Raw genomic sequence first — 20516 nt, 5'->3', positions numbered from 1 at the left:
CCGCCCGGCAGGCCGGTGCGCTCCGCACCGGCGGCAGGCAGGCCGGCGCGACCAGCGACCTGCCCGCCATGAATACCAAGCACCGCAAGCCCCTCCCCGGAACCCCCCTGCACTGGTACGACGCCCGCGAGGCGGTCGAAGCCCTGCAGCCCGGCGCCTGGGCCAGCCTGCCCTATACCTCGCGCGTGCATGCCGAGAACCTGGTGCGTTGCGCCGACCCGGCCCACCTGGACGACTACCTGCGCCAGCTGGTCGAGCGCCGCCGCGACCTCGACTTCCCCTGGTTCCCGGTGCGGGTGGTATGCCACGACATCCTCGGCCAGACCGCGCTGGTGGACCTGGCCGGCCTGCGCGACGCCATCGCCGACAAGGGCGGCGACCCGTCCAGCGTCAACCCGGTGGTGCCGGTGCAGCTGATCGTCGACCATTCGCTGGCGGTGGAGTGCGGCGGCCACGACCCGCAGGCCTTCGAGAAGAACCGCGCGATCGAGGAGCGCCGCAACGCCGACCGCTTCCACTTCATCGAGTGGTGCCGGCATGCGTTCCGCAACGTGGAGGTGATCCCGCCGGGCAACGGCATCATGCACCAGATCAACCTGGAGAAGATGTCGCCGGTGGTGTACGTGCGCGACGGCGTCGCCTTCCCCGACACCTGCGTGGGCACCGACTCGCACACCCCGCACGTGGACGCGCTGGGCGTGATCGCCATCGGCGTCGGCGGCCTGGAGGCGGAAAACGTGATGCTCGGCCGCGCCTCGTGGATGCGGCTGCCGGAAATCACCGGCGTGCGCCTGACCGGCCGCCCGGGCCCGGGCATCACCGCCACCGACGTGGTGCTGGCGCTGACCGAGTTCCTGCGCGCGCAGCGCGTGGTCGGCCACTACCTGGAGTTCTTCGGCGAGGGCGCGGCCACGCTGACCATCGGCGACCGCGCCACCATCTCCAACATGTGCCCGGAGTACGGCGCTACCGCCGCGCTGTTCCACATCGACCAGCAGACCCTGGACTACCTGCGCCTGACCGGGCGCGAGGAGCAGCAGGTGCAGCTGGTGGAGACCTATGCGAAGACCGCCGGCCTGTGGGCCGACGACCTGGCGCAGGCGCAGTACGAGCGCGTGCTGGAATTCGACCTGTCCTCGGTCGTGCGCAACCTGGCCGGCCCGTCCAACCCGCACCGGCGCCTGCCGGTCAGCGCGCTGGGCGAGCGCGGCATCGCCGACCCGGCCAAGCTGCAGGCGGCGCGCGAGGAAGAGGCCCGCGGCCTGCTGCCGGACGGCGCGGTGATCATCGCCGCCATCACCAGCTGCACCAACACCTCCAACCCGCGCAACGTGATCGCCGCCGGCCTGCTGGCGCGCAACGCCAACGCCCGCGGCCTGCTGCGCAAGCCCTGGGTCAAGACCTCGCTGGCCCCGGGCTCCAAGGCGGTGCAGCTGTACCTGGAGGAAGCCGGACTGCTGCCGGAGCTGGAGAAGCTGGGCTTCGGCATCGTCGGCTTCGCCTGCACCACCTGCAACGGCATGAGCGGTGCGCTGGACCCGAAGATCCAGCAGGAGATCGTCGAGCGCGACCTGTACTCGGTGGCCGTGCTGTCGGGCAACCGCAACTTCGATGGCCGCATCCACCCGTATGCCCGGCAGGCATTCCTGGCCAGCCCGCCGCTGGTGATCGCCTACGCCATCGCCGGCACCATCCGCTTCGACATCGAGAAGGACGTGCTGGGCCTGGACGCCGACGGCAAGCCGGTCACGCTCAAGGACATCTGGCCGGCGGACGAGGAGATCGACGCCATCGTGCGCGCCAGCGTCAAGCCGGAGCACTTCCGCAAGGTCTACGCGCCGATGTTCCAGGTGCGCGTGGAGCACGGCGAGCCGGTCAGGCCGCTGTACGAGTGGCGCCCGATGAGCACCTACATCCGCCGCCCGCCGTACTGGGAAGGCGCGCTGGCCGGCGAGCGCACCCTGCGCGGCATGCGCCCGCTGGCGGTGCTGGGCGACAACATCACCACCGACCACCTGTCCCCGTCCAACGCCATCCTGCCGACCAGCGCCGCCGGCGAGTACCTGGCGAAGATGGGCGTGCCGGAGGAGGACTTCAATTCCTACGCCACCCACCGCGGCGACCACCTCACCGCGCAGCGCGCCACCTTCGCCAATCCCAAGCTGCTCAACGAGATGGTGCGCAACGAGGACGGCAGCGTGCGCCAGGGCTCGCTGGCGCGGCTGGAGCCGGAAGGCAAGGTGATGCGCATGTGGGAGGTGATCGAGACCTACATGCAGCGCCGCCAGCCGCTGGTGATCATCGCCGGCGCCGACTACGGCCAGGGCAGCTCGCGCGACTGGGCCGCCAAGGGCGTGCGCCTGGCCGGCGTGGAGGCGATCGTGGCCGAGGGCTTCGAGCGCATCCACCGCACCAACCTGATCGGCATGGGCGTGCTGCCGCTGGAGTTCAAGCCGGGCACCACCCGCCTGACCCTGGGCATCGACGGCACCGAGACCTTCGACGTGGTCGGCACCCGCGCCCCGCGCGCGGACCTGACCCTGGTCATCCACCGCCGCAACGGCCAGGCCCTGGAGGTCCCGGTGACGTGCCGCCTGGACACCGCCGAGGAGGTGAGCATCTACGAGGCCGGCGGCGTGCTGCAGCGCTTCGCCCAGGACTTCCTGGAGGCGTCGAAGGCTGCCTGACTGGTTCGTCGCAGTGACATGACCCACTGCGAAGGAGCCACGACCATGACCGACACGACCGCCACCGGCACCGTCCACCTGCACCGCATCCTGGCCGCGCCACCGGCCCGGGTGTTCCGCGCGTTCACCGATCCGGACGCGCTGGTGCGCTGGATGCCGCCGTACGGCTTCACCGCGCGCATGCTCGAGTTCAAGCCCGGCGTGGGCTACCGCATGGCCTTCACCAACTTCTCCACCGGCAGCAGCGAGTCGTTCACCGTGCGCTACCTCGAGCTGGTCGAGGACGCGTTGATCCGGCATGCCGACACGTTCGACGACCCCGGGCTGCACGGGGAGATGCTCGTGACCGTGTCGCTGAAGCCCAGCATCGCAGGGACCGAACTGCGGATCGTGCAGGAAGGCATTCCCGCGGCCATCCCGGAGGACATGTGCCACCTGGGCTGGCGCGACTCGCTGGACATGCTGGCGAAACTGGTCGAACCGGAGATCCCGGACGGGGCCTGAGCCCCGCCCTCCCCTACCCTCAGCGCAAGCGAATCCATGAGCCACAAGCCCCAGCTCCGCATCCCCGCCACCTACATGCGCGGTGGCACCTCCAAGGGCGTGTTCTTCCGCCTGCAGGACCTGCCCGCCGAGGCGCAGGTGCCGGGTCCGGCGCGCGACCGCCTGCTGCAGCGGGTGATCGGTTCGCCCGATCCCTACGGCAAGCACACCGACGGCATGGGCGGCGCCACCTCCAGCACCAGCAAGTGCGTGATCATCGGCCCGGCCACGCGCCCGGGCCACGACGTGGACTACCTCTACGGCCAGGTCGCGATCGAGGAGGACTTCGTCGATTGGAGCGGCAACTGCGGCAACCTCAGCACCGCGGTCGGTCCGTTCGCGGTCGCCAACGGCTTCATCGACCCGGCGCGCATCCCGCGGGAAGGCACGGTGGAAGTGCGGGTGTGGCAGGCCAACATCGGCAAGACCATCGTCGTGCACGTGCCGATCCGCGACGGCCAGGTGCAGGAGACCGGCGATTTCGAGCTGGACGGCGTGGCCTTCCCCGCGGCCGAGGTGGTCGTCGAGTTCCTCGATCCGGCCGAGGAAGGCGAGGACGGCGGCAGCATGTTTCCCACCGGCAACCTGGTCGACACCCTCGAGGTGCCCGGCGTGGGCACGCTGGAGGCGACCCTGATCACCGCCGGCATCCCCACCGTGTTCGTGGACGCGGAAGCCATCGGCTTCACCGGCACCGAGCTGCAGCCGGCGATCAACGGCGATCCGGCGATCCTGGCGAAGCTCGAGGCCATCCGCGTGGCCGGCGCACTGCGCATGGGCCTAATCCGCACCCCGGAGGAGGCCGCCACCCGCCAGCACACGCCCAAGGTCGCCTTCGTCGCACCGCCGCGCGACTACGTGTCCAGCAGCGGCAAGCCGATCGCGGCCGCCGACATCGACCTCAACGTGCGCGCCATGTCCATGGGCAAGCTGCACCACGCGATGATGGGCACCGCCTCGGTGGCGATCGCCACCGCCGCCGCGGTGCCCGGGACCCTGGTCAACCGCGCCGCCGGCGGCGGCGCGCGCGAGGTGGTGCGCTTCGGCCATCCCTCCGGGACCCTGCGCGTGGGCGCCTCGGTCGCCCGGGTCGACGGCCAGTGGACCGTGACCCGCGCGGTGATGAGCCGCAGCGCGCGCGTGCTGATGGAAGGCCACGTCCGGGTGCCGGCGGCCTGATCCCTCGCCGGCCCGCCGCCTCCCGGCGCGCCGGCTCAGGCCGCCCCCGGTCCCGCGGCCGCCGCCTGTTCCTGCTGCAGTTCCCGCGGCCGCGGCGGCAGCCGGTCGTGCACGGCCAGCGCGGCGATCGCCGCCTGGCCCACCGCCACCGAGATCTGGTTGAGCCCGCTGACCACGTCGCCGGCCGCGTAGAGGCCCGGTACCGAGGTCAGCTGGTGGGCGTCGACCGGGATCTCGCCGCTGTCCGACAGCTCCACCCCGGCCTGCCGCGCCAGGTGCGCGCTGCTGTCGCAGCCGAGGAACGGGTACACCGTGTCGAAGCGGTGGCAGTGGCCGTCGACCACGTAGCCGCAGCGGCCGTCGGCGAACACCAGGCGGCCGCCGGGCGGCAGCACTTCCACGCCCAGGTCCGGGGGCGGCGACGCCGGCACCGCATCGGTCGGCAGCAGGCTCAGGCGTGCGCTGTAGCCGCACAGGAACGGCACGTGGCCGATGATCGTCTCCCACGGACCGTAGATGCCGATGGCCTGGTCGCTGGCCTCGTAGGCATCGCAGACCGGGCACAGCCGCAGCGCGCCGCAGGCCACGGCCTGCTCCACGTCCGGCAGGTCCGGCAGGCGGTCGCTCAGCCCGGTGGCGAGGATCACCGCCGCCGCGTGCCAGCGGCGCCCGTCCGGTGCTTCGGCGACGAACACGCCGTCGGCGCCGCGCTGCAGCGAGGCCACCAGGCCGTGTTCGAGCACCGCGCCGAACGATTCGGCCTGGGCGCGCAACCGCGCCAGCAGCGCGGTGCCGGCGATGCCCTGGGGGAAGCCGGGGCAGTTGTTGCTCTCGGGGATCCAGCGTGCGCGGCTGTCGCCGGCGTCGACCACCACGCAGCGGCGGTGCAAGCGCCCCAGGTAGATGGCCGCGGTCAGCCCCGCAGGGCCGCCGCCAACCACCAGCACGTCCGTCTCGATCACGGCCCACCTCCGTCGTCCTCGCCGGAACGATAGGCGGCCGGCGTGAACGCGGCGCGAGGCGGCTAGGCGGCGGCGTTGGCGCTGGCCACGTCCAGCACCACGTCCATGACGGTGGGATCCTCGCGGTCGGGCGCGACCTTGAAGCCCAGCTGCTGGCACATCGCCAGCATGGTCACGTTCTCGCGCAGCACCTGGCCCTCGACCGCCTTCAGGCCGATGCTGCCGGCCCACTCGATCATGATCCGCATCAGCTGCCAGCCAATGCCCAGGCCCTTGAGGTCGGAACGGACCATGATCCCGTACTCGCCGCGCTCGTAGTTGGCGTCGGCCAGCAGGCGCACCGCGCCCAGCATCTCGCCGCTGTCCGGGTCGATCGCCACCAGGGCGATGGAGCGGGCGTAGTCGAGCTGGGTCAGGCGCGCGATGAACTCGTGGCTGAAGTGGCGCACCGCGGAGAAGAAACGCAGGCGCAGGTCCTCGTCGCTGACCCGGGAGAAGAACTCCAGGAACATCTGCTCGTCCTCCGGCCGCACCGGGCGCACGAACATGCGCCGGCCCTGCGACAGCTCCAGCGTGCGCTCCCACTCCTTCGGATACGGGCGGATCACGAAGCTGGAATGCCACGGGCCCTTCTGCGCCGGGCCCGGGTGCGGCGCCACCGCCACCCGGGCATCGACCGCGACCACGCCCTCGCGGTCGGCCAGCAGCGGGTTGATGTCCAGCTCGCGGATCTGCGGCACGTCGGCCGCCAGCTGCGCCAGCTTGACCAGCACCAGGGCCACCGCGCGCTCGTCGGCCGCCGGCACGTCGCGGTAGGCCTTGAGGATGCGGCTGACGCGGGTGCGCGAGATCAGGTCGTGGGCCAGGCGCAGGTCCAGCGGCGGCAGGGCCAGTGCCTTGTCGTCGATCACTTCCACCGCGGTGCCGCCGCGGCCGAACACGATCACCGGGCCGAAGGTCGGGTCGTGGGCGATGCCGGCGATCAGTTCACGCGCCTTGGCCCGCGCCACCATCGGGTGCACGGTCACGCCCTCGATCCGCGCCTTGGGCCGCAGTTCACGGGCGCGTGCCAGGATCGAGGCCGCCGCCTCGCGCACCGCGGCCTCGCTGGACAGGTTGAGGCGCACGCCGTCCACGTCGGACTTGTGCACGATGTCCGGCGACAGGATCTTCAGCGCCACCAGCTTGCCCGCCTCCAGCAGCGGCCGCGCGGCGGCGACCGCGGCCTCGGCGTCGGCGGCGCGCCACGCCGGGGTGACCGGGATGCCGTAGGCGCCCAGCAGGTCCACCACCTCCAGCGGGTCCAGCCAGTCGCGGCCCTGCTCCAGGGCACGGGCGACGATCGCCTGCGCCGCGGCGGCGTCGACCACGAAGTCCTCCGGCAGGCTGGGCGGGGTTTCCATCAGCGCCTGCTGCGCCTCCCGGTGCCGCACCAGGTAGGTGAAGCCGCGCACCGCGTCGGCCTCGGTGGCGTAGGTGGGCACCCCGGCCGCGTCCAGCCGCGCCAACGCCTCCTGGCCGCCGCCCAGCCATACCCCCAGCACCGGCTTGCCGTGGCCGGGGCGCGGCCGCCGCGCCAGCACCGAGGCCACCGCCTCGGCCGCCTCGAGCGAGGACGACAGCGCGGTGGGCACGTTCATCACCAGCACCGCGTCGTTGCCCGGGTCGGCCAGCAGCGCCTCCAGCGCGGCGGTGTATCGGGCCGCGTCGGCGTCGCCGACGATGTCCACCGGGTTGGAATGCGACCAGGTCGGCGGCAGCACCTTGTCCAGGGCCTGCACGGTCTGCGGATCCAGGCTGGCCAGGGTGCCGCCAAGGTCGACCAGGCGGTCCACCGCCAGCACGCCGATCCCGCCGCCGTTGGTGAGGATGGCCAGGCGCCGGCCGGGGGCCTGGCGCAGGTGGCCCAGGGTCTCGGCCGCGGCGAACAGCTCGTCCAGCGCGTGCACGCGCAGCAGGCCGGCGCGGCGGAAGGCGGCGTCGTATACCGCGTCGGCGCCGGCCAGGGCGCCGGTATGGGTGGCGGCGGCGCGCGCGCCCTGCTCGTGGCGCCCGGACTTGACCACCACCACCGGCTTGGAGCGGGCCGCGGCGCGCGCGGCCGACATGAACTTGCGCGCGTCGCGGATGGATTCGATGTACAGCAGGATGGCCCGGGTCTTCGGGTCCTGGGCGAACCAGTCCAGCAGGTCGCCGAAGTCCACGTCCAGGGCATCGCCCAGCGAAACCACGGCCGAGAAGCCGATCGAGCGCGCCGCGCCCCACTCGACCAGGCCTGCGGCGATGGCGCCGGACTGCGAGACCAGGGCCAGGTCGCCCGGCAGCGGGCTGCGCGCGGCGAAGCTGGCGTTGAGGCCCACGTGCGGGGCCATCACCCCCAGGCAGTTGGGGCCGACGATGCGCAGGCCGTGCGGGCGGGCCTCGTTGCGCAGGTGCTCCAGCAGCGAGCCCGGGCCCTGGCCAAGCCCGGCGGTGACCACGATCGCCGCCCGCGCCCCCACCGCCACCGCCTGGGCGATCACCCCGGGCACGGTTTCGGCCGGGGTGGTCACCACCACCAGCTCGGGCGCGAACGGCAGGTCGCGCAGCGAGGCCACCGCCGGCACGCCCTCGATCCGCCGGTACTTGGGGTTGACCAGGCCCACCTGCCCGGCGAATCCGGCCTGGCGCAGGTTGTGGACCACGGTGCGGCCCACCGACCCGGGGCGGGGGCTGGCCCCGACCACGGCCACCGACTTGGGGGCGAAAACGGCTTCCAGTGCGTAGATGCTCATCCGCAACGGCTCGGTACGTCTCAGGGCTAAACGATACAGTGCGGGGCCGGCGGGCGCCTCCGGGTCCCGGAACCGGGATGCAGTTCCCCTATTTCAAGGGATAACCCGTTAACGGCGCTTGGCGCCTTGATCCTGATCAATGCCCCGCTTGCCTTCCCTGCCGATCATGCGCCCCATCCACAGGAGGATTGGGACGTGTCGACCGTTCAGGAGACATACAACGACAAGGTAGTGCGCCAGTTCGCGGTCATGACCGTGGTCTGGGGCATCGTGGGCATGGCCGTGGGCGTGCTAATCGCCGCCCAGCTGTACTGGCCCGCCCTCAACTTCGACCTGCCGTGGCTGAGCTACGGGCGCCTGCGCCCGCTGCACACCAACGCGGTCATCTTCGCCTTCGGCGGCAGCGCGCTGATGGCCACCAGCCTGCACGTGGTGCAGCGCACCTGCCACGTGCGCCTGCTCTCGGACGGCCTGGCGGCCTTCGTGTTCTGGGGCTGGCAGCTGGTCATCGTGCTGGCCGCCGTGACCCTGCCGCTGGGCCTGACCCAGGGCAAGGAGTACGCCGAGCTGATCTGGCCGATCGACATCCTGATCGCCGTGGTCTGGGTGGCGTACGCGGTGCTGTTCATCGGCACCATCGCCAAGCGCCGGGTCAAGCACATCTACGTGGCGAACTGGTTCTACGCCAGCTTCATCATCGCCGTGGCGCTACTGCACATCGTCAACAACATCGCCATCCCCACCGGCGCCCTGCACTCCTACCCGGTGTACAGCGGCGCGGTCGACGCGATGGTGCAGTGGTGGTACGGCCACAACGCGGTCGGCTTCTTCCTGACCGCCGGCTTCCTGGGAATGATGTACTACTTCGTGCCCAAGCAGGCCGGCCGCCCGGTGTACTCCTACCGGCTGTCGATCGTGCACTTCTGGGCGCTGATCGCCGTGTACATGTGGGCCGGCCCGCACCACCTGCAGTACACCGCGCTGCCCGACTGGGCGCAGTCGCTGGGCATGGTGTTCTCGCTGATCCTGCTGGCCCCGTCCTGGGGCGGCGCGATCAACGGCATCCTGACCCTGTCCGGCGTCTGGTACAAGCTGCGCACCGACCCGATCCTGAAGTTCCTGATCGTCTCCGTCTCGTTCTACATGATCGCCACCTTCGAGGGGCCGATGATGTCGATCAAGACGGTCAACTCGCTGTCGCACTACACCGACTGGACCGTCGGCCACGTGCACGCCGGCGCCCTGGGCTGGGTCGCGATGATCTCCATCGGCTCGATCTACGCCCTGCTGCCGAAGCTGCTGGGCCGCGAGCAGATGTTCTCGACCAAGGCCATCGACCTGCACTTCTGGCTGCACACCGGCGGCGTGGTGTTCTACATCGCCTCGATGTGGATCGCCGGCGTCATGCAGGGCCTGATGTGGCGCGCCACCAACCCGGACGGCACGCTGACCTACAGCTTCGTCGAGTCGCTGCACGCCACCTACCCGTACTACCTGATCCGCCTGGGCGGCGGCCTGCTGGTGCTGTCCGGCATGGGCGTGATGGCCTGGAACACGTGGCGCACCTGGCGTGCGGCCCCGGCGATCGCCCCGCAGCCGGTGCTGCCCGTGGCGGCCTCCGATGCGCGCGCCTGAGGAGGAACTAGGACCATGAGCGAAAACCACAACGCGCACGAGAAAGTCGAGAAGAACGTCGGCCTGATGGCCGTGCTGATCGCGGTGGCCGTGTCCTTCGGCGGCCTGGCCGAGATCGTCCCGCTGATGTTCCAGGCCGAGGCGATCGAGCCGCTGGAGGGCGTGGAGCCCTACCCGGCGCTGGAGCTGGCCGGGCGCGACGTCTACGTCCGCGAAGGCTGCTACAACTGCCACTCGCAGATGGTGCGCACCCTGCGCTTCGAGTCCGAGCGCTACGGCCACTACTCGCTGGCCGGCGAGTCGGTCTACGACCGCCCGTTCCAGTGGGGCTCCAAGCGCACCGGCCCGGACCTGGCCCGCGTCGGCGGCCGCTACTCCGACGACTGGCACCGCGTGCACCTGAACAACCCGCGCGACGTGGTGCCCGAATCCAACATGCCGGCGTTCCCGTGGCTGGCCAAGGCCAAGGTCGACGGCGAAGTCGTGGCCAAGCGCATGCGCGCGCTGCAGGCCCTGGGCGACCCCTACACCGACGAGCAGATCGAGCAGGCCCCGGCCGAGCTCGAGGGCAAGACCGAGCTCGACGCGGTGGTCGCCTACCTGCAGGGCCTGGGCCGGCACGCGCCGAAGGGAGGCCAGCAGTGATTTCCGGAATCGTGACCGCAGTGCTGCTGGTGCTGTTCATCGGCGGCTGGATCTGGGCCTGGAGCCCGGCACGCAGGACCGAGTTCGAGCAGGCGGCGCAGCTGCCGCTGGAAGAGGACTCGCATCAGGGCAATATTGGGGAGAACCGCGCATGAGCATGGGATGGACGTGGTACGTCATCGCCCTGGTCGCGCTGAACATCGTCGGCTACGTCTGGTTGCTGTGGTGGACGTCGCGCCGGCGCCCGGGCGATCCGAAGCCCGAGGACACGCTGCACACCTGGGACGGCGACATCACCGAGTACAACAAGCCGCTTCCGCGGTGGTGGATCAACCTGTTCTACATCACCATCGTCTTCGGCATCGGCTACTTCTTCTGGTACGGCGGCCTGGGCAGCATCCCCGGCTACAGCGGCTGGAGCTCCAAGCAGGAGCACGCCGAGGAGAAGGCGGTGCAGGACGCGCGCCTGGAGCAGACCTTCAAGCCGTACGCCGGCAAGTCCATCGACGTGCTGGCGCAGGATCCGAAGGCGGTGGCCCTGGGCCGCTCGATCTTCAGCAACACCTGCGCCACCTGCCACGGCTCGGCCGGCCAGGGCGCGGTGGGCTACCCGAACCTGACCGACGAGATCTGGCACTGGGGCGGCAGCCCGGACCGCATCCTGGAGACCATCCTGGACGGCCGCGAGGGCGTGATGCCGGAGTGGGGCACCGTGCTGACCGGCATGGGCGGCCCGGAGGCGGTGGACTACGTGATCGCCTACGTGCGCGCCCTGTCCGACCCGGAGGCCGGCCTGCAGAACAACTTCATGGCCGCCCAGGGCAAGAAGCTGTACGAGGGCGTCTGCGTGGCCTGCCATGGCATCGACGGCAAGGGCAACCAGGACCTCGGCGCGCCCGACCTGACCGACGACTACTGGCTGTACGGCAGCAGCCGCGAGAGCCTGCGCAAGACCATCGCCGAAGGCCGCCACGGCACCATGCCGGCCCACCGCGAGCTGCTCGGCGAGACCCGCGCGCGCCTGGTCGGTGCCTATGTCTGGTCGCTGTCGCATAATCGGGCCGACTCCGGGGAACCGACGGACCAACAGTGACCGACTTCAGCGAGCCACGCTTTGACCACCCCCCACGTCCGCTGGCCCAGCGCGTGGGGGCCATCGCCTGGCCCAGCTTCTTCGCGGCCGGCGTGTCGACGATGGTGTTCTTCGCCTTCGTCGACCCGCTGGTCCTGCGCGACCTCACCTTCCCCGGCCTGCCGATGACACGGGAACTCGGCTACACGCTGGGGTTTTTCCTTTTCTGGATCGCGACCGCGTCCTCCAGCCTCTTCACCTGGATCCTGCTGCGTCCCTCCAGCCGCTTCAACCGCGCGCTTCCGCCTGAATAAGCGCGCTCCGGCGCGCGGCCCTGGGACAATCTGTCGCTTTCGCGCGCGGACCGGATGCGGATACTGGGACATGCGGCGGACTCCCCCGCACGCCACGCCGCGGACGCGGCCAAGCAAACGCCATGACTGCCCAAGAACGCATCCTTTCCCTTCCTTGCCACGCCGCCGGCGTACGGTGGACTCCGTGAGCAAGCGCATTCCCCTGGACGTGGTCGACGACCAGGGCAACTCCTTCTACGTCAGCGAGCGCAAGGTCTACCCGCGCGACGTCTCCGGCCGCTTCAACCGCCTGCGCGTGGCCGCGGTGGTGTGGCTGCTGGGCATGTTCTACCTGTTCCCCTGGCTGAAGTGGGACGGGCGCCAGGCGGTGCTGTTCGACCTTCCGGCGCGCAAGTTCTACGTGTTCGGCCTGGCGTTCTGGCCGCAGGACTTCCTGTTCCTGGCCCTGCTGCTGATCATCGCCGCGTTCGCGCTGTTCTTCTTCACCGCCCTGGCCGGCCGCCTGTGGTGCGGCTACGCCTGCCCGCAGACGGTGTGGACCGAGGTGTTCCTGTGGATGGAGCGCTGGACCGAGGGCGACCGGCCCAAGCGCATGAAGCTCGACGCCGGCCCCTGGAACCGCGAGAAGATCCTGCGCAAGGGCGCCAAGCACGCGCTGTGGCTGGCGTTCGCGCTGTGGACCGGCTTCACCTTCGTCGGCTTCTTCACCCCGATCCGCGACCTCGGCGCCCGCATGTTCCCGTTCGAGCTGGGCGGCTGGGAGACCTTCTGGGTGTTCTTCTACGCCCTGGCCACCTGGGGCAACGCCGGCTTCCTGCGCGAGCAGGTGTGCAAGTACATGTGCCCGTACGCGCGCTTCCAGAGCGCGATGTTCGACCGCAACACACTGCTGATCGCCTACGACCCGATGCGCGGCGAGCCGCGCGGCCCGCGCAAGCGCGGGCTGGGCAGCGTGCTCGAGCGCGCGCGCGGCCTGCTGGACCCGAAGACCGCCTACGACTACGTGTTCCGCGCCAGCGCGCACCCGACCGCGGCCGACAACCGCGCCCAGGCGCGCGGCACCATCACCCTGGCCGGCGTCGGCCAGAAGCCCGAGCCGCTGCCGAAGTTCGCCCCCGAGGAACTGGGCGACTGCATCGACTGCACCATCTGCGTGCAGGTCTGCCCGACCGGCATCGACATCCGCAACGGCCTGCAGTACGAGTGCATCGCCTGCGGCGCCTGCATCGACGCCTGCGACGAGGTCATGGGCAAGATGGGCTACCCGCGCGGCCTGATCCGCTACGCCACCCAGAACGGCATCGACGGCAAGCCCACCCGGGTGCTGCGCCCGCGCATCCTGGTCTACGGGCTGGTGCTGCTGGGCCTGTGCGCGGCCTGGGCCTGGGGCGTGGCCAACCGCAGCGAGCTGATCGTCGAAGTGCTGCGCGACCGCAACGCACTCTACCGCCAGCTCGGCGACGAAGGCGTCGCCAACGACTACACGCTCAAGCTGGTGAACAAGAGCCAGCAGGAACAGCGCTACCGCATCAGCCTCGAGACCGACGCCCCGTTGCGCCTGGCCGGCGCCGGCGAGGTCGCCGCCGGGCCGGAGCAGGTGGTGCCGGTGGCGGTCAGCGTGGTCGCCGACGAGGGCATCCCCGCCGGCCGCCACGAGCTGCGGTTCGTCGTCGAGAGCATCGATGGCAGCGAAAGGCGCATCATCGACAGCAGCTTCTTCGGACCGGTCCAATGAACGAGCCCAACCCGCACAAGGATTCCCCGGCCTGGCGCAACCCCGTGCTGTGGCTGGTCATCGGGCTGCCGCTGCTGTCGATCGTCGCCGGCGTGGGCCTGGTGGTGGTCTCGGTGCGCTCCGGCGGCGCCGACGTGGTGACCGACCCGGTGCGCCGGGTCTCGCAGATCCAGACCGCCGACCTGGGCCCGGACGCGCAGGCGAAGAAGCTGGGCCTGAGCGCGGTGCTGCGGGTGGAGGACGGCATCGTCGAGGTGCTGCCGGCCACCGGCAAGTTCGACCGCGCCGCGCCGCTGCGGCTGCACCTGGAGCACCCGACCACCCAGGCCCGCGACCTGCAGCTGGAACTGCAGCCGCACGGCCCGGGCTGGCGCACCGAGCAGGCGGTGGACGGCTCGCACGACTGGATCGCGCGCCTGCGCGCGGCCGACGGCAGCTGGCGCCTGCAAGGCCGGCTGCCGAAGGATCAGCACGCCACGCGGCTGGCGCCGGCGCTGGGCGGCGGCCAGGGCTGAGCGCCATGGCGGCTGCCCTGGCCATGCCGGCTGCCGCTTCCACCAGCGGCCACTGCCACCACTGCGGCGAGGCCCTGCCGGCCAACCCCTGCGTGGTCGAACTCGACGGCCAGGCCCGTTCCTTCTGCTGCGAGGGCTGCGCCGCGGCCGCCGAATGGATCGCCCAGGCCGACCTGGACGGCTACTACCGCCTGCGCAGCGCCGCCGCCGGCAAGGTGGGCGACGAACTGCCCGACCTGGCGGTCTGGGACCGGCCCGACATCCAGGCCGAGCACAGCCGGCCGGTCGAGGGCGGCCGCGAGATCACCCTGCTCACCGACGGCATGCGCTGCGCCGCCTGCGCCTGGCTGATCGACCGCGCGCTTGCGCGCGAGCCGGGCGTGGTCGACTGCAGCGCCAATGCCGTGACCGGTCGCATCCGCATCACCTGGGACCCTTCGCGTACTGCTTTGTCGGTGCCGCTGCGGCGCCTGGCCATGCTCGGCTACCGGCCCTACCTGGCCGGCAGCGAGGCGCTGGAGCGGGAACGCACGCGCGAACGCCGGCGCTGGCTGCTGCGCCTGGGCATCGCCGGACTGGGCATGCTGCAGGCGATGATGATGGCCGAGGCCCTGTACCTGGACTTCGACAGCACCATGCCGGAGGCGACCCGCGACTTCTTCCGCTGGCTGACCTTCCTGCTGTGCGCGCCGGTGGTGTTCTACTCCGGCTGGCCGTTCCTGGCCGGCGCCGCGCGCGAGCTGCGCCAGCGCCGCCTGGGCATGGATTTCCTGATCGCCAGCTCGACCCTGCTGGCCTACTTCGCCAGCCTGGTGGAAACCATCCGCGGCGGCCCGCACGTCTGGTACGACGCGGCGGTGATGTTCGTGTTCCTGCTGCTGGCCGCGCGCATGCTCGAGCAGCGCGCGCGCAGCGTGGCCTCGGCCCAGGTCGACGCACTGGCCCGTGCGCGCCCGGCCTTCGCCACCCGCGAACTGGCCGACGGCCGCCGCGAGACCGTGCCGCTGGCGGCGCTGGCGCCCGGGGACGTGGCCTGCGTGGCCGCCGGCGAGGCGGTGCCGGCCGACGGCGTGCTGTTGGCCGATGGCGACAGCGCCGAGGCCTGGTTCGAGGAAGCACTGCTGACTGGCGAGTCGGCCCCGGTGCGCCGCACCGCCGGCGAAACCGTCTACGCCGGCACCATCTGCCGCGAGCGCCCGGCCCGCCTGCGGGTGACCTGCACCGGCACCGCCACCCGGCTGTCGCAGCTGGCCCGCCTGGTCGAGCAGGCCCAGGCGCACCGCCCGGCGCTGGCGCGGGTGGCCGACCGCATCGGCAGCCGCTTCGTGATGTCGCTGCTGCCGGTGGCGGCGCTGGTGTTCGCCGGCTGGTGGCACTGGCAGCCGGAGCGGGCGCTGGAAGTGACCCTGGCCCTGCTGGTGGTCAGCTGTCCCTGCGCGCTGTCGCTGTCGGTGCCCACCGCGCTGGCCGCCGCGCATGGCGCACTGGCGCGGATCGGCCTGCTGGCCATGCGTCCGGACGCACTGGACACCCTGGCCCGCGCCACCGACGTGGTGTTCGACAAGACCGGCACCCTCAGCGATGGCCGCCCCGCACTGGCCTCGGTCGAGGTGCTGGACGCCACGCTGGACCGCGACGGCGTGCTCGCCATCGCCGCGGCGCTGGAGCGCGATACCGGGCATCCGCTGGCCGCCGCCTTCGCCGGTGCCACGCCACTGGCCGCGAGCGCGGTGGAAACCCTGCCCGGCCGCGGGGTGCAGGGCGTGGTCGGCGCCCGCGCCTGGCGCCTGGGCCGCGCCGATTTCGCCGCCGGCCGCGAAGACGACGGTGCCCTGTGGCTGGGCGACGGCCAGCACGCGGCCGCGCGCTTCGTGCTCGAGGAACGCGCCCGCGCCGATGCCGCCGCCGCGCTGGCCGCGCTGCGCGCGCAGGGCCTGCGCCTGCACCTGGCCAGCGGCGACGGCGAGGCCGCGGTGGCGCGGCTGGCGTCGGCGCTGGGCCTGGACGCGCGCCATGCGCGGCAGTCGCCGGAGGACAAGTTGGCCCTGGTGCGCCGCCTGCAGGCCGGGGGCCGGATCGTGGCCATGGTCGGCGACGGCCTCAACGACGCCCCGGTGCTGGCCGGCGCCGACGTCTCCATCGCCATGGGCCAGGGCGCCTCGCTCGCCCACCGCGCCGCCGACCTGGTGACCACCGGCGAGGGCCTGCTGCGCATCCCGGCGGCGGTATCGCTGGCCCGCCGCACCCGCGCCATCATCCGCCAGAACCTGGCCTGGGCCGCCGCCTACAACGTGCTGGCGATCCCGCTGGCCGCCGCCGGGCTGGTCACCCCGTGGCTGGCGGCGCTGGGCATGGCCCTGTCCTCGCTGCTGGTGACCCTCAACGCGCTGCGCCTGGCCCGGCGCGCGCCGACGTCCGCCAGCGGCGACAATGGCGGTACCGCCACCACCCGCGAGGCCCGCGCATGAGGATCCTGCTGCTGCTGATCCCGATCAGCCTGGTGCTGCTGGGCGTGGCCATCGCCGCCTTCGTCTGGGCGGTCAAGCGCGGCCAGTTCGACGACCTCGACACCCCCGCCCTGGACATCCTCGAGGACAACGACCGCCCGGCCCCGCCGCGCGGGCAACCGCGCGGGGACGGCGACCGGCCGGCGCCATGATCCTGCCGGTCGACCTGCCGACCCTGCTGGCGGCGCTCACCGCCGGGCTGCTTGGCGGCCTGCACTGCGCGGTGATGTGCGGCGGCATCGCCACCGGCTTCCACGCCATGGCCGCCGGCCCCGCGCACCGCGTGGCCTGGCAGGCCAATGCCGGCCGCATCCTCGGCTACGTGCTGGCCGGTGCCCTGGTCGGCGGCCTGGGCGGCGGCGTGCTGCGGCTGCTGCGGATCGAGGCCCTGGCCCTGGGCCTGCGCATGGCCGCCGGCCTGGCCCTGGTGCTGGTCGCCCTGCGCCTGCTCGACCGCGGCGGGCGCCTGGACCTGCTGGCCAGGCCCGGGATCCAGGCCTGGCGCTGGCTGCAGCCGCTGCGCCGGCACCTGGTTCCCGCCGACCGCAGCTGGAAGCGGCTGGCGCTGGGCGCGCTGTGGGGCTGGATGCCGTGTGGCCTGAGCCTGGGCCTGCTGACCGTGGCCTGGCTGCAGGCCAGCGCCGCCGGCGGGGCGCTGGTGATGGCCGCGTTCGGCCTGGGCACGCTGCCGGTGATGCTGCCGCTGACCTGGAGCGGGGCGCGGGTCGGGCGCTGGCTGCAGCGCCCGGCGCTGCGCACTTCGCTCGCCCTGCTGGTGCTGTGCGCGGGCCTGCTGACCATGGCCGCGCCCTGGCTGATGCAGGTGCCGGCGCTGCACGGCCCGCTGGCGGCGCTGGGTTGCCGCCCGGCGGGCGGCTGAGCGCTCAGTCGCGCACGCAGTCGCGGCCGGCGAGCTTGGCCCGGTACAGGGCGGCGTCGGCCGCCCCGGTCCAGGCTTCGAAATCATCCAGCCCCGGCCCGATCTGGGCCACGCCGATGCTCAGGGTCACTGGCCGGCCGCCGCCCAGCACGCAGGCCCGCACCGCGTCGGCCAGGCGCCGGGCCAGGTCCAGCGCGGCCTCGCGCGCGGTGCCGGGGAGCAGCACGCCGAACTCGTCGCCGCCGAAGCGGCCGGCGGCGTCGCCGCCGCGCAGGCTGTCCAGCACGCAGGCGGCGACCTTGCGGATCACTTCGTCGCCGGCCAGGTGGCCGGCGGCGTCGTTGACCTGCTTGAAGTGGTCGATGTCCACCATCATCAGCGAGGCCACCGTGCCGTAGCGCCGGTAGCGCCGCACCTCGGCGGCCACCTGTGCCTGCCACTGCCGGCGCGTGGCCAGACCGGTCTGCGGGTCGATGCGCGAATCCTGCTCCAGCTCGCGCTTGCGCACGCGCACGTGCTCGGTCAGGCGCCAGGCCACCGCACCGATCGCCAGCGGGTAGAGCACGAAGAACGGCATGCACCAGAGCATGGTGCGGAAGCTGGTATGGGGGTGGAACGGGAAGCCGCGCGCGATCCAGGTCAGCAGGGCGGCCGCGGCCATCGTCGCGAACGCGCGCAGGGCCAGGCCCCAGCCGCCGGCGATCAGGCGGTCCATCATCATCATCGCCAGCATCATCGCCGTAGGCACCAGGTCGAAGCCGGTCATGGCCATCCAGAACCCGGCCATGCCGGTGTCGACCAGCAGGCTGCGGTACTCGGTGCGCAGGGGTTGCAGGGATACGTCGACCAGGCGCCAGGCCAGCAGCGGCCAGCACACCGCGTTGAGCCACACCACCGCCAGTACCCAGGCCGGATGGCCCTGCCCGGCCAGCGCGGAGGCCACGCCGAAGGCTCCGGCGACAAAGCCCAGCGCCCGCATCAGGGCGGTGTGCCTGACGAATCGCGCCAGGGAGCTTCCTGCATTGCCCGGGTTGTCGGGCATGGCGTGCGTCCGCTGCAAACCATGGTTCCATCGGCACGAAAAAGCCCGGCTTGAGGGCCGGGCTTTCTCGATCTCGAATTTGGCAGCCCCGGATGGATTCGAACCACCGAATGCCTGAGTCAGAGTCAGGTGCCTTACCACTTGGCGACGGGGCTGTGGGCTGGAGATTATAACCCCAGGTGCCGGTGCGGATGCAACACCACCGGCGGTGGAACCGGCACGCACCGCAGCGCGTGCCGGATCCCCTCCAGGCGCCGGATCAGCGCTTGGAGAACTGCGTGGCGCGGCGGGCCTTGTGCAGGCCGACCTTCTTGCGCTCGACCTCGCGGGCGTCGCGGGTCATGAAGCCGGCCTTGCGCAGGTCGGACTTCAGCGACTCGTCGTACTCGACCAAGGCGCGGGCGATGCCCAGGCGGATCGCACCGGCCTGGCCGGTGGTGCCGCCGCCGCTGGCGGTGACGACGACGTCGAACTTGTCGGTGGTCTGGGTCAGCTCCAGCGGCTGGCGCACGATCATGCGCGCGGTCTCACGGCCGAAGAACTCGTCCAGCGGACGGCCGTTGACGGTGATGTTGCCGCTGCCCTTGCGCAGGAACACGCGGGCGGTGGAGGACTTGCGACGGCCGGTGCCGTAGTTTTGCGTGGTAGCCATCGTGTGTGCCTCAGATTTCCAGCGGCTTCGGCTGCTGCGCCGCGTGCGGGTGTTCGGAACCGGAATAGACCTTGAGCTTGCGGTACATCGCGCGGCCCAGCGGGCCCTTGGGCAGCATGCCCTTGACCGCGATCTCGATCACGCGCTCCGGGTGGCGCTCCAGCGCCTGGGCGAGGGTCTCGCTCTTCAGGTTGCCGACGTACCCGGTGAAGCGGTGGTACATCTTGTCCTGCAGCTTCTTGCCGGTGACGGCGATCTTCTCGGCGTTGATCACGACCAGGTAGTCGCCGGTGTCAACGTGAGGGGTGTAGGTGGGCTTGTGCTTGCCGCGGAGGCGGTGGGCAAGCTCGGCGGCCAGGCGGCCCAGGGTCTTGCCGGAGGCGTCGACGAGATACCAGTCGCGCTGGACGGTCTCGGACTTGGCGATGAAGGTCTTCATGGGGACTCGAAGGTTGGTCGGGCGGATTCCGCACCGGATTGCCCGGACGGAACTTTGCCTCGCGTTGTGAAGGGTGCAGCAAAGACGCGGGATGGTAGCGCATCCGCGCGGTCCGGCGCAAGCCGCCGGGTACTCCGGCCGCAGGCGCCGCGTCCGGGGGGCGGCTTCACTTGGCGACGCCCGCGGGCCGGCCGACAATCCCCCGTTCCACGCAGGAGGTTCGCCCATGTCGTCCGTCGCCGCCCGCCAGCTCTCCCCCCTGGACCGCGTCCTGGTCGAGGTCCAGCGCGCGCTGGAGACCACCCTGGGCGATCCGCCGGCGTCCCGCCCCTGCCCGGCCCGCGCCGGGGACCCGGTGCTGCCGCGGGCCGAGCGCCGCCATGCCGCCGGCCTGATGCGGATCAACCACGTCGGCGAGGTCTGCGCCCAGGGCCTGTACTTCGGCCAGGCCGCCGTGGCACGCGACCCGGCCACCCGCCAGCACCTGCTGGACGCGGCCCAGGAGGAGACCGACCACCTGGCCTGGTGCGCGCAGCGGCTGCGCGAGCTGGACAGCCGCCCCAGCCTGTTCAACCCGCTGTGGTACGCCGGCAGCTACGCCATCGGCTCGCTGGCCGGGTTGCGCGGCGACGGCTGGAACCTGGGCTTCGTGGTCGAGACCGAGCGCCAGGTCGAAGCCCACCTGGACGAGCACCTGGACAGCCTGCCGCCGGGCGACCAGCGCAGCCGCGAGATCATCCGGGTGATGAAGGAGGACGAGGCGCGCCACGCCGACAACGCCGAGCACGCCGGCGCGCGGGTGCTGCCGCCGCCGATTCCGCAGGCGATGGCCCTGGCCTCGAAGTTCATGAAGCTGGTGGCGTACCGGATCTGATGGATCCGGGATTGGTGATTGGTGATCGGGGGTTGATCCGTAGCCCGGGCAGGCACAGCGC

Annotated in this window: 19 protein-coding genes and 1 tRNA gene; 14 read left to right on the top strand and 6 right to left on the bottom strand. The window is 71.8% G+C overall.

The genetic code is table 11. From position 1 onward, the window contains the following. Positions 1-68 precede the first annotated feature (68 nt). The 3 genes from acnD to prpF are packed head-to-tail and all read left to right on the top strand — an operon-like array spanning position 69 to position 4409. Positions 69-2687 (top strand): Fe/S-dependent 2-methylisocitrate dehydratase AcnD, encoded by a 2619-nt coding sequence (gene acnD, locus EIM47_RS00945; RefSeq protein ID WP_125075821.1) that lies wholly within the window; start codon positions 69-71, stop codon positions 2685-2687. 45 nt (positions 2688-2732) lie between these two features. Next, complete coding sequence (locus EIM47_RS00940) at positions 2733-3191, top strand: SRPBCC family protein (RefSeq protein ID WP_125075820.1); 459 nt, start codon at positions 2733-2735, stop codon at positions 3189-3191. Positions 3192-3227: 36 nt separating this feature from the next. After that, positions 3228-4409 carry a 2-methylaconitate cis-trans isomerase PrpF gene (gene prpF, locus EIM47_RS00935; protein WP_125075819.1) on the top strand — a complete coding sequence of 394 codons (1182 nt, stop codon included), beginning with the start codon at positions 3228-3230 and terminating at the stop codon, positions 4407-4409. A 35-nt stretch (positions 4410-4444) separates the two neighbouring features. Here prpF and EIM47_RS00930 read toward each other — a convergent pair whose 3' ends face one another. After that, positions 4445-5371: an NAD(P)/FAD-dependent oxidoreductase gene (locus EIM47_RS00930; RefSeq protein ID WP_125075818.1), complete on the bottom strand. Its 927-nt coding sequence runs from the start codon at positions 5369-5371 to the stop codon at positions 4445-4447. 62 nt (positions 5372-5433) lie between these two features. Then, a complete protein-coding gene (locus EIM47_RS00925; RefSeq protein WP_019398244.1) occupies positions 5434-8145 on the bottom strand; it encodes a bifunctional acetate--CoA ligase family protein/GNAT family N-acetyltransferase in 2712 nt (903 codons plus the stop codon). A 195-nt stretch (positions 8146-8340) separates the two neighbouring features. Here EIM47_RS00925 and ccoN point away from each other — a divergent pair, with 195 nt between their 5' ends. The 10 genes from ccoN (at position 8341) to EIM47_RS00875 (ending at position 17448) form a co-directional block, all read left to right on the top strand. Next, positions 8341-9780, top strand: a complete 1440-nt coding sequence (gene ccoN / locus EIM47_RS00920; RefSeq protein ID WP_026010448.1) for a cytochrome-c oxidase, cbb3-type subunit I — start codon at positions 8341-8343, stop codon at positions 9778-9780. 15 nt (positions 9781-9795) lie between these two features. Beyond that, entirely contained in the window at positions 9796-10425 is a 630-nt protein-coding gene (ccoO, locus tag EIM47_RS00915; RefSeq protein WP_125075817.1) for a cytochrome-c oxidase, cbb3-type subunit II, read from the top strand. Further along, the gene (locus tag EIM47_RS00910) at positions 10422-10580 is read left to right on the top strand and encodes a cbb3-type cytochrome c oxidase subunit 3 (RefSeq protein WP_125075816.1); all 159 of its coding nucleotides are present in this window, start codon (positions 10422-10424) and stop codon (positions 10578-10580) included. Before ccoO ends, EIM47_RS00910 begins: the two co-directional genes overlap by 4 nt. Next, positions 10577-11518 (top strand): cytochrome-c oxidase, cbb3-type subunit III, encoded by a 942-nt coding sequence (ccoP, locus tag EIM47_RS00905; protein ID WP_019398240.1) that lies wholly within the window; start codon positions 10577-10579, stop codon positions 11516-11518. The genes EIM47_RS00910 and ccoP overlap by 4 nt, the downstream gene beginning before the upstream one ends. Next, positions 11515-11811, top strand: coding sequence for a hypothetical protein (locus EIM47_RS00900; RefSeq protein ID WP_019398239.1), 297 nt, complete (start codon positions 11515-11517; stop codon positions 11809-11811). Before ccoP ends, EIM47_RS00900 begins: the two co-directional genes overlap by 4 nt. A gap of 184 nt (positions 11812-11995) precedes the next feature. Next, the gene (locus EIM47_RS00895) at positions 11996-13546 is read left to right on the top strand and encodes a 4Fe-4S dicluster domain-containing protein (RefSeq protein WP_125075815.1); all 1551 of its coding nucleotides are present in this window, start codon (positions 11996-11998) and stop codon (positions 13544-13546) included. Next, on the top strand, positions 13543-14061 hold the full coding sequence (locus EIM47_RS00890; protein ID WP_019398237.1) for a FixH family protein: 519 nt from the start codon (positions 13543-13545) through the stop codon (positions 14059-14061). The genes EIM47_RS00895 and EIM47_RS00890 overlap by 4 nt, the downstream gene beginning before the upstream one ends. A gap of 5 nt (positions 14062-14066) precedes the next feature. Next, on the top strand, positions 14067-16529 hold the full coding sequence (locus tag EIM47_RS00885; protein WP_125075814.1) for a heavy metal translocating P-type ATPase: 2463 nt from the start codon (positions 14067-14069) through the stop codon (positions 16527-16529). Continuing rightward, positions 16526-16720, top strand: a complete 195-nt coding sequence (gene ccoS / locus EIM47_RS00880) for a cbb3-type cytochrome oxidase assembly protein CcoS (RefSeq protein WP_019398235.1) — start codon at positions 16526-16528, stop codon at positions 16718-16720. Before EIM47_RS00885 ends, ccoS begins: the two co-directional genes overlap by 4 nt. Beyond that, entirely contained in the window at positions 16717-17448 is a 732-nt protein-coding gene (locus EIM47_RS00875) for a sulfite exporter TauE/SafE family protein (protein ID WP_019398234.1), read from the top strand. Before ccoS ends, EIM47_RS00875 begins: the two co-directional genes overlap by 4 nt. A 4-nt stretch (positions 17449-17452) precedes the next feature. On the opposite strand, the gene EIM47_RS00870 is transcribed toward EIM47_RS00875, so the two are convergent. The 4 genes from EIM47_RS00870 to rplM form a co-directional block, all read right to left on the bottom strand. Further along, complete coding sequence (locus tag EIM47_RS00870) at positions 17453-18490, bottom strand: sensor domain-containing diguanylate cyclase (protein WP_240626118.1); 1038 nt, start codon at positions 18488-18490, stop codon at positions 17453-17455. Between the two features lie 80 nt (positions 18491-18570). Then, positions 18571-18645: transfer RNA gene (locus EIM47_RS00865), tRNA-Gln, on the bottom strand. 104 nt (positions 18646-18749) lie between these two features. After that, the gene (gene rpsI, locus EIM47_RS00860; RefSeq protein ID WP_019398232.1) at positions 18750-19142 is read right to left on the bottom strand and encodes a 30S ribosomal protein S9; all 393 of its coding nucleotides are present in this window, start codon (positions 19140-19142) and stop codon (positions 18750-18752) included. A 10-nt stretch (positions 19143-19152) separates the two neighbouring features. Next, on the bottom strand, positions 19153-19581 hold the full coding sequence (rplM, locus tag EIM47_RS00855) for a 50S ribosomal protein L13 (protein WP_019398231.1): 429 nt from the start codon (positions 19579-19581) through the stop codon (positions 19153-19155). Positions 19582-19807: 226 nt separating this feature from the next. On the opposite strand from rplM, the gene coq7 reads away from it, so the two are divergent. Further along, the gene (gene coq7, locus EIM47_RS00850) at positions 19808-20455 is read left to right on the top strand and encodes a 2-polyprenyl-3-methyl-6-methoxy-1,4-benzoquinone monooxygenase (RefSeq protein WP_028914477.1); all 648 of its coding nucleotides are present in this window, start codon (positions 19808-19810) and stop codon (positions 20453-20455) included. Positions 20456-20516: the final 61 nt, after the last annotated feature.

It is taken from the genome of Pseudoxanthomonas sp. SGT-18 (genome assembly GCF_003931645.1).
Taxonomy (GTDB): Bacteria; Pseudomonadota; Gammaproteobacteria; order Xanthomonadales; family Xanthomonadaceae; genus Pseudoxanthomonas.
This window is presented reverse-complemented; position numbering and strand designations above follow the sequence as displayed.

What these genes read in the sequence shown, in the direction of transcription:
- acnD (WP_125075821.1), top strand. Translation starts at nt 69, where the DNA reads ATGAATACCAAGCACCGCAAGCCCCTCCCCGGAACCCCCCTGCACTGG.
- EIM47_RS00940 (WP_125075820.1), top strand. Translation starts at nt 2,733, where the DNA reads ATGACCGACACGACCGCCACCGGCACCGTCCACCTGCACCGCATCCTG.
- prpF (WP_125075819.1), top strand. Translation starts at nt 3,228, where the DNA reads ATGAGCCACAAGCCCCAGCTCCGCATCCCCGCCACCTACATGCGCGGT.
- EIM47_RS00925 (WP_019398244.1), bottom strand. Translation starts at nt 8,145, where the DNA reads ATGAGCATCTACGCACTGGAAGCCGTTTTCGCCCCCAAGTCGGTGGCC.
- ccoO (WP_125075817.1), top strand. Translation starts at nt 9,796, where the DNA reads ATGAGCGAAAACCACAACGCGCACGAGAAAGTCGAGAAGAACGTCGGC.
- ccoP (WP_019398240.1), top strand. Translation starts at nt 10,577, where the DNA reads ATGAGCATGGGATGGACGTGGTACGTCATCGCCCTGGTCGCGCTGAAC.
- EIM47_RS00890 (WP_019398237.1), top strand. Translation starts at nt 13,543, where the DNA reads ATGAACGAGCCCAACCCGCACAAGGATTCCCCGGCCTGGCGCAACCCC.
- EIM47_RS00885 (WP_125075814.1), top strand. Translation starts at nt 14,067, where the DNA reads ATGGCGGCTGCCCTGGCCATGCCGGCTGCCGCTTCCACCAGCGGCCAC.
- ccoS (WP_019398235.1), top strand. Translation starts at nt 16,526, where the DNA reads ATGAGGATCCTGCTGCTGCTGATCCCGATCAGCCTGGTGCTGCTGGGC.
- EIM47_RS00875 (WP_019398234.1), top strand. Translation starts at nt 16,717, where the DNA reads ATGATCCTGCCGGTCGACCTGCCGACCCTGCTGGCGGCGCTCACCGCC.
- EIM47_RS00870 (WP_240626118.1), bottom strand. Translation starts at nt 18,490, where the DNA reads ATGCCCGACAACCCGGGCAATGCAGGAAGCTCCCTGGCGCGATTCGTC.
- rpsI (WP_019398232.1), bottom strand. Translation starts at nt 19,142, where the DNA reads ATGGCTACCACGCAAAACTACGGCACCGGCCGTCGCAAGTCCTCCACC.
- rplM (WP_019398231.1), bottom strand. Translation starts at nt 19,581, where the DNA reads ATGAAGACCTTCATCGCCAAGTCCGAGACCGTCCAGCGCGACTGGTAT.
- coq7 (WP_028914477.1), top strand. Translation starts at nt 19,808, where the DNA reads ATGTCGTCCGTCGCCGCCCGCCAGCTCTCCCCCCTGGACCGCGTCCTG.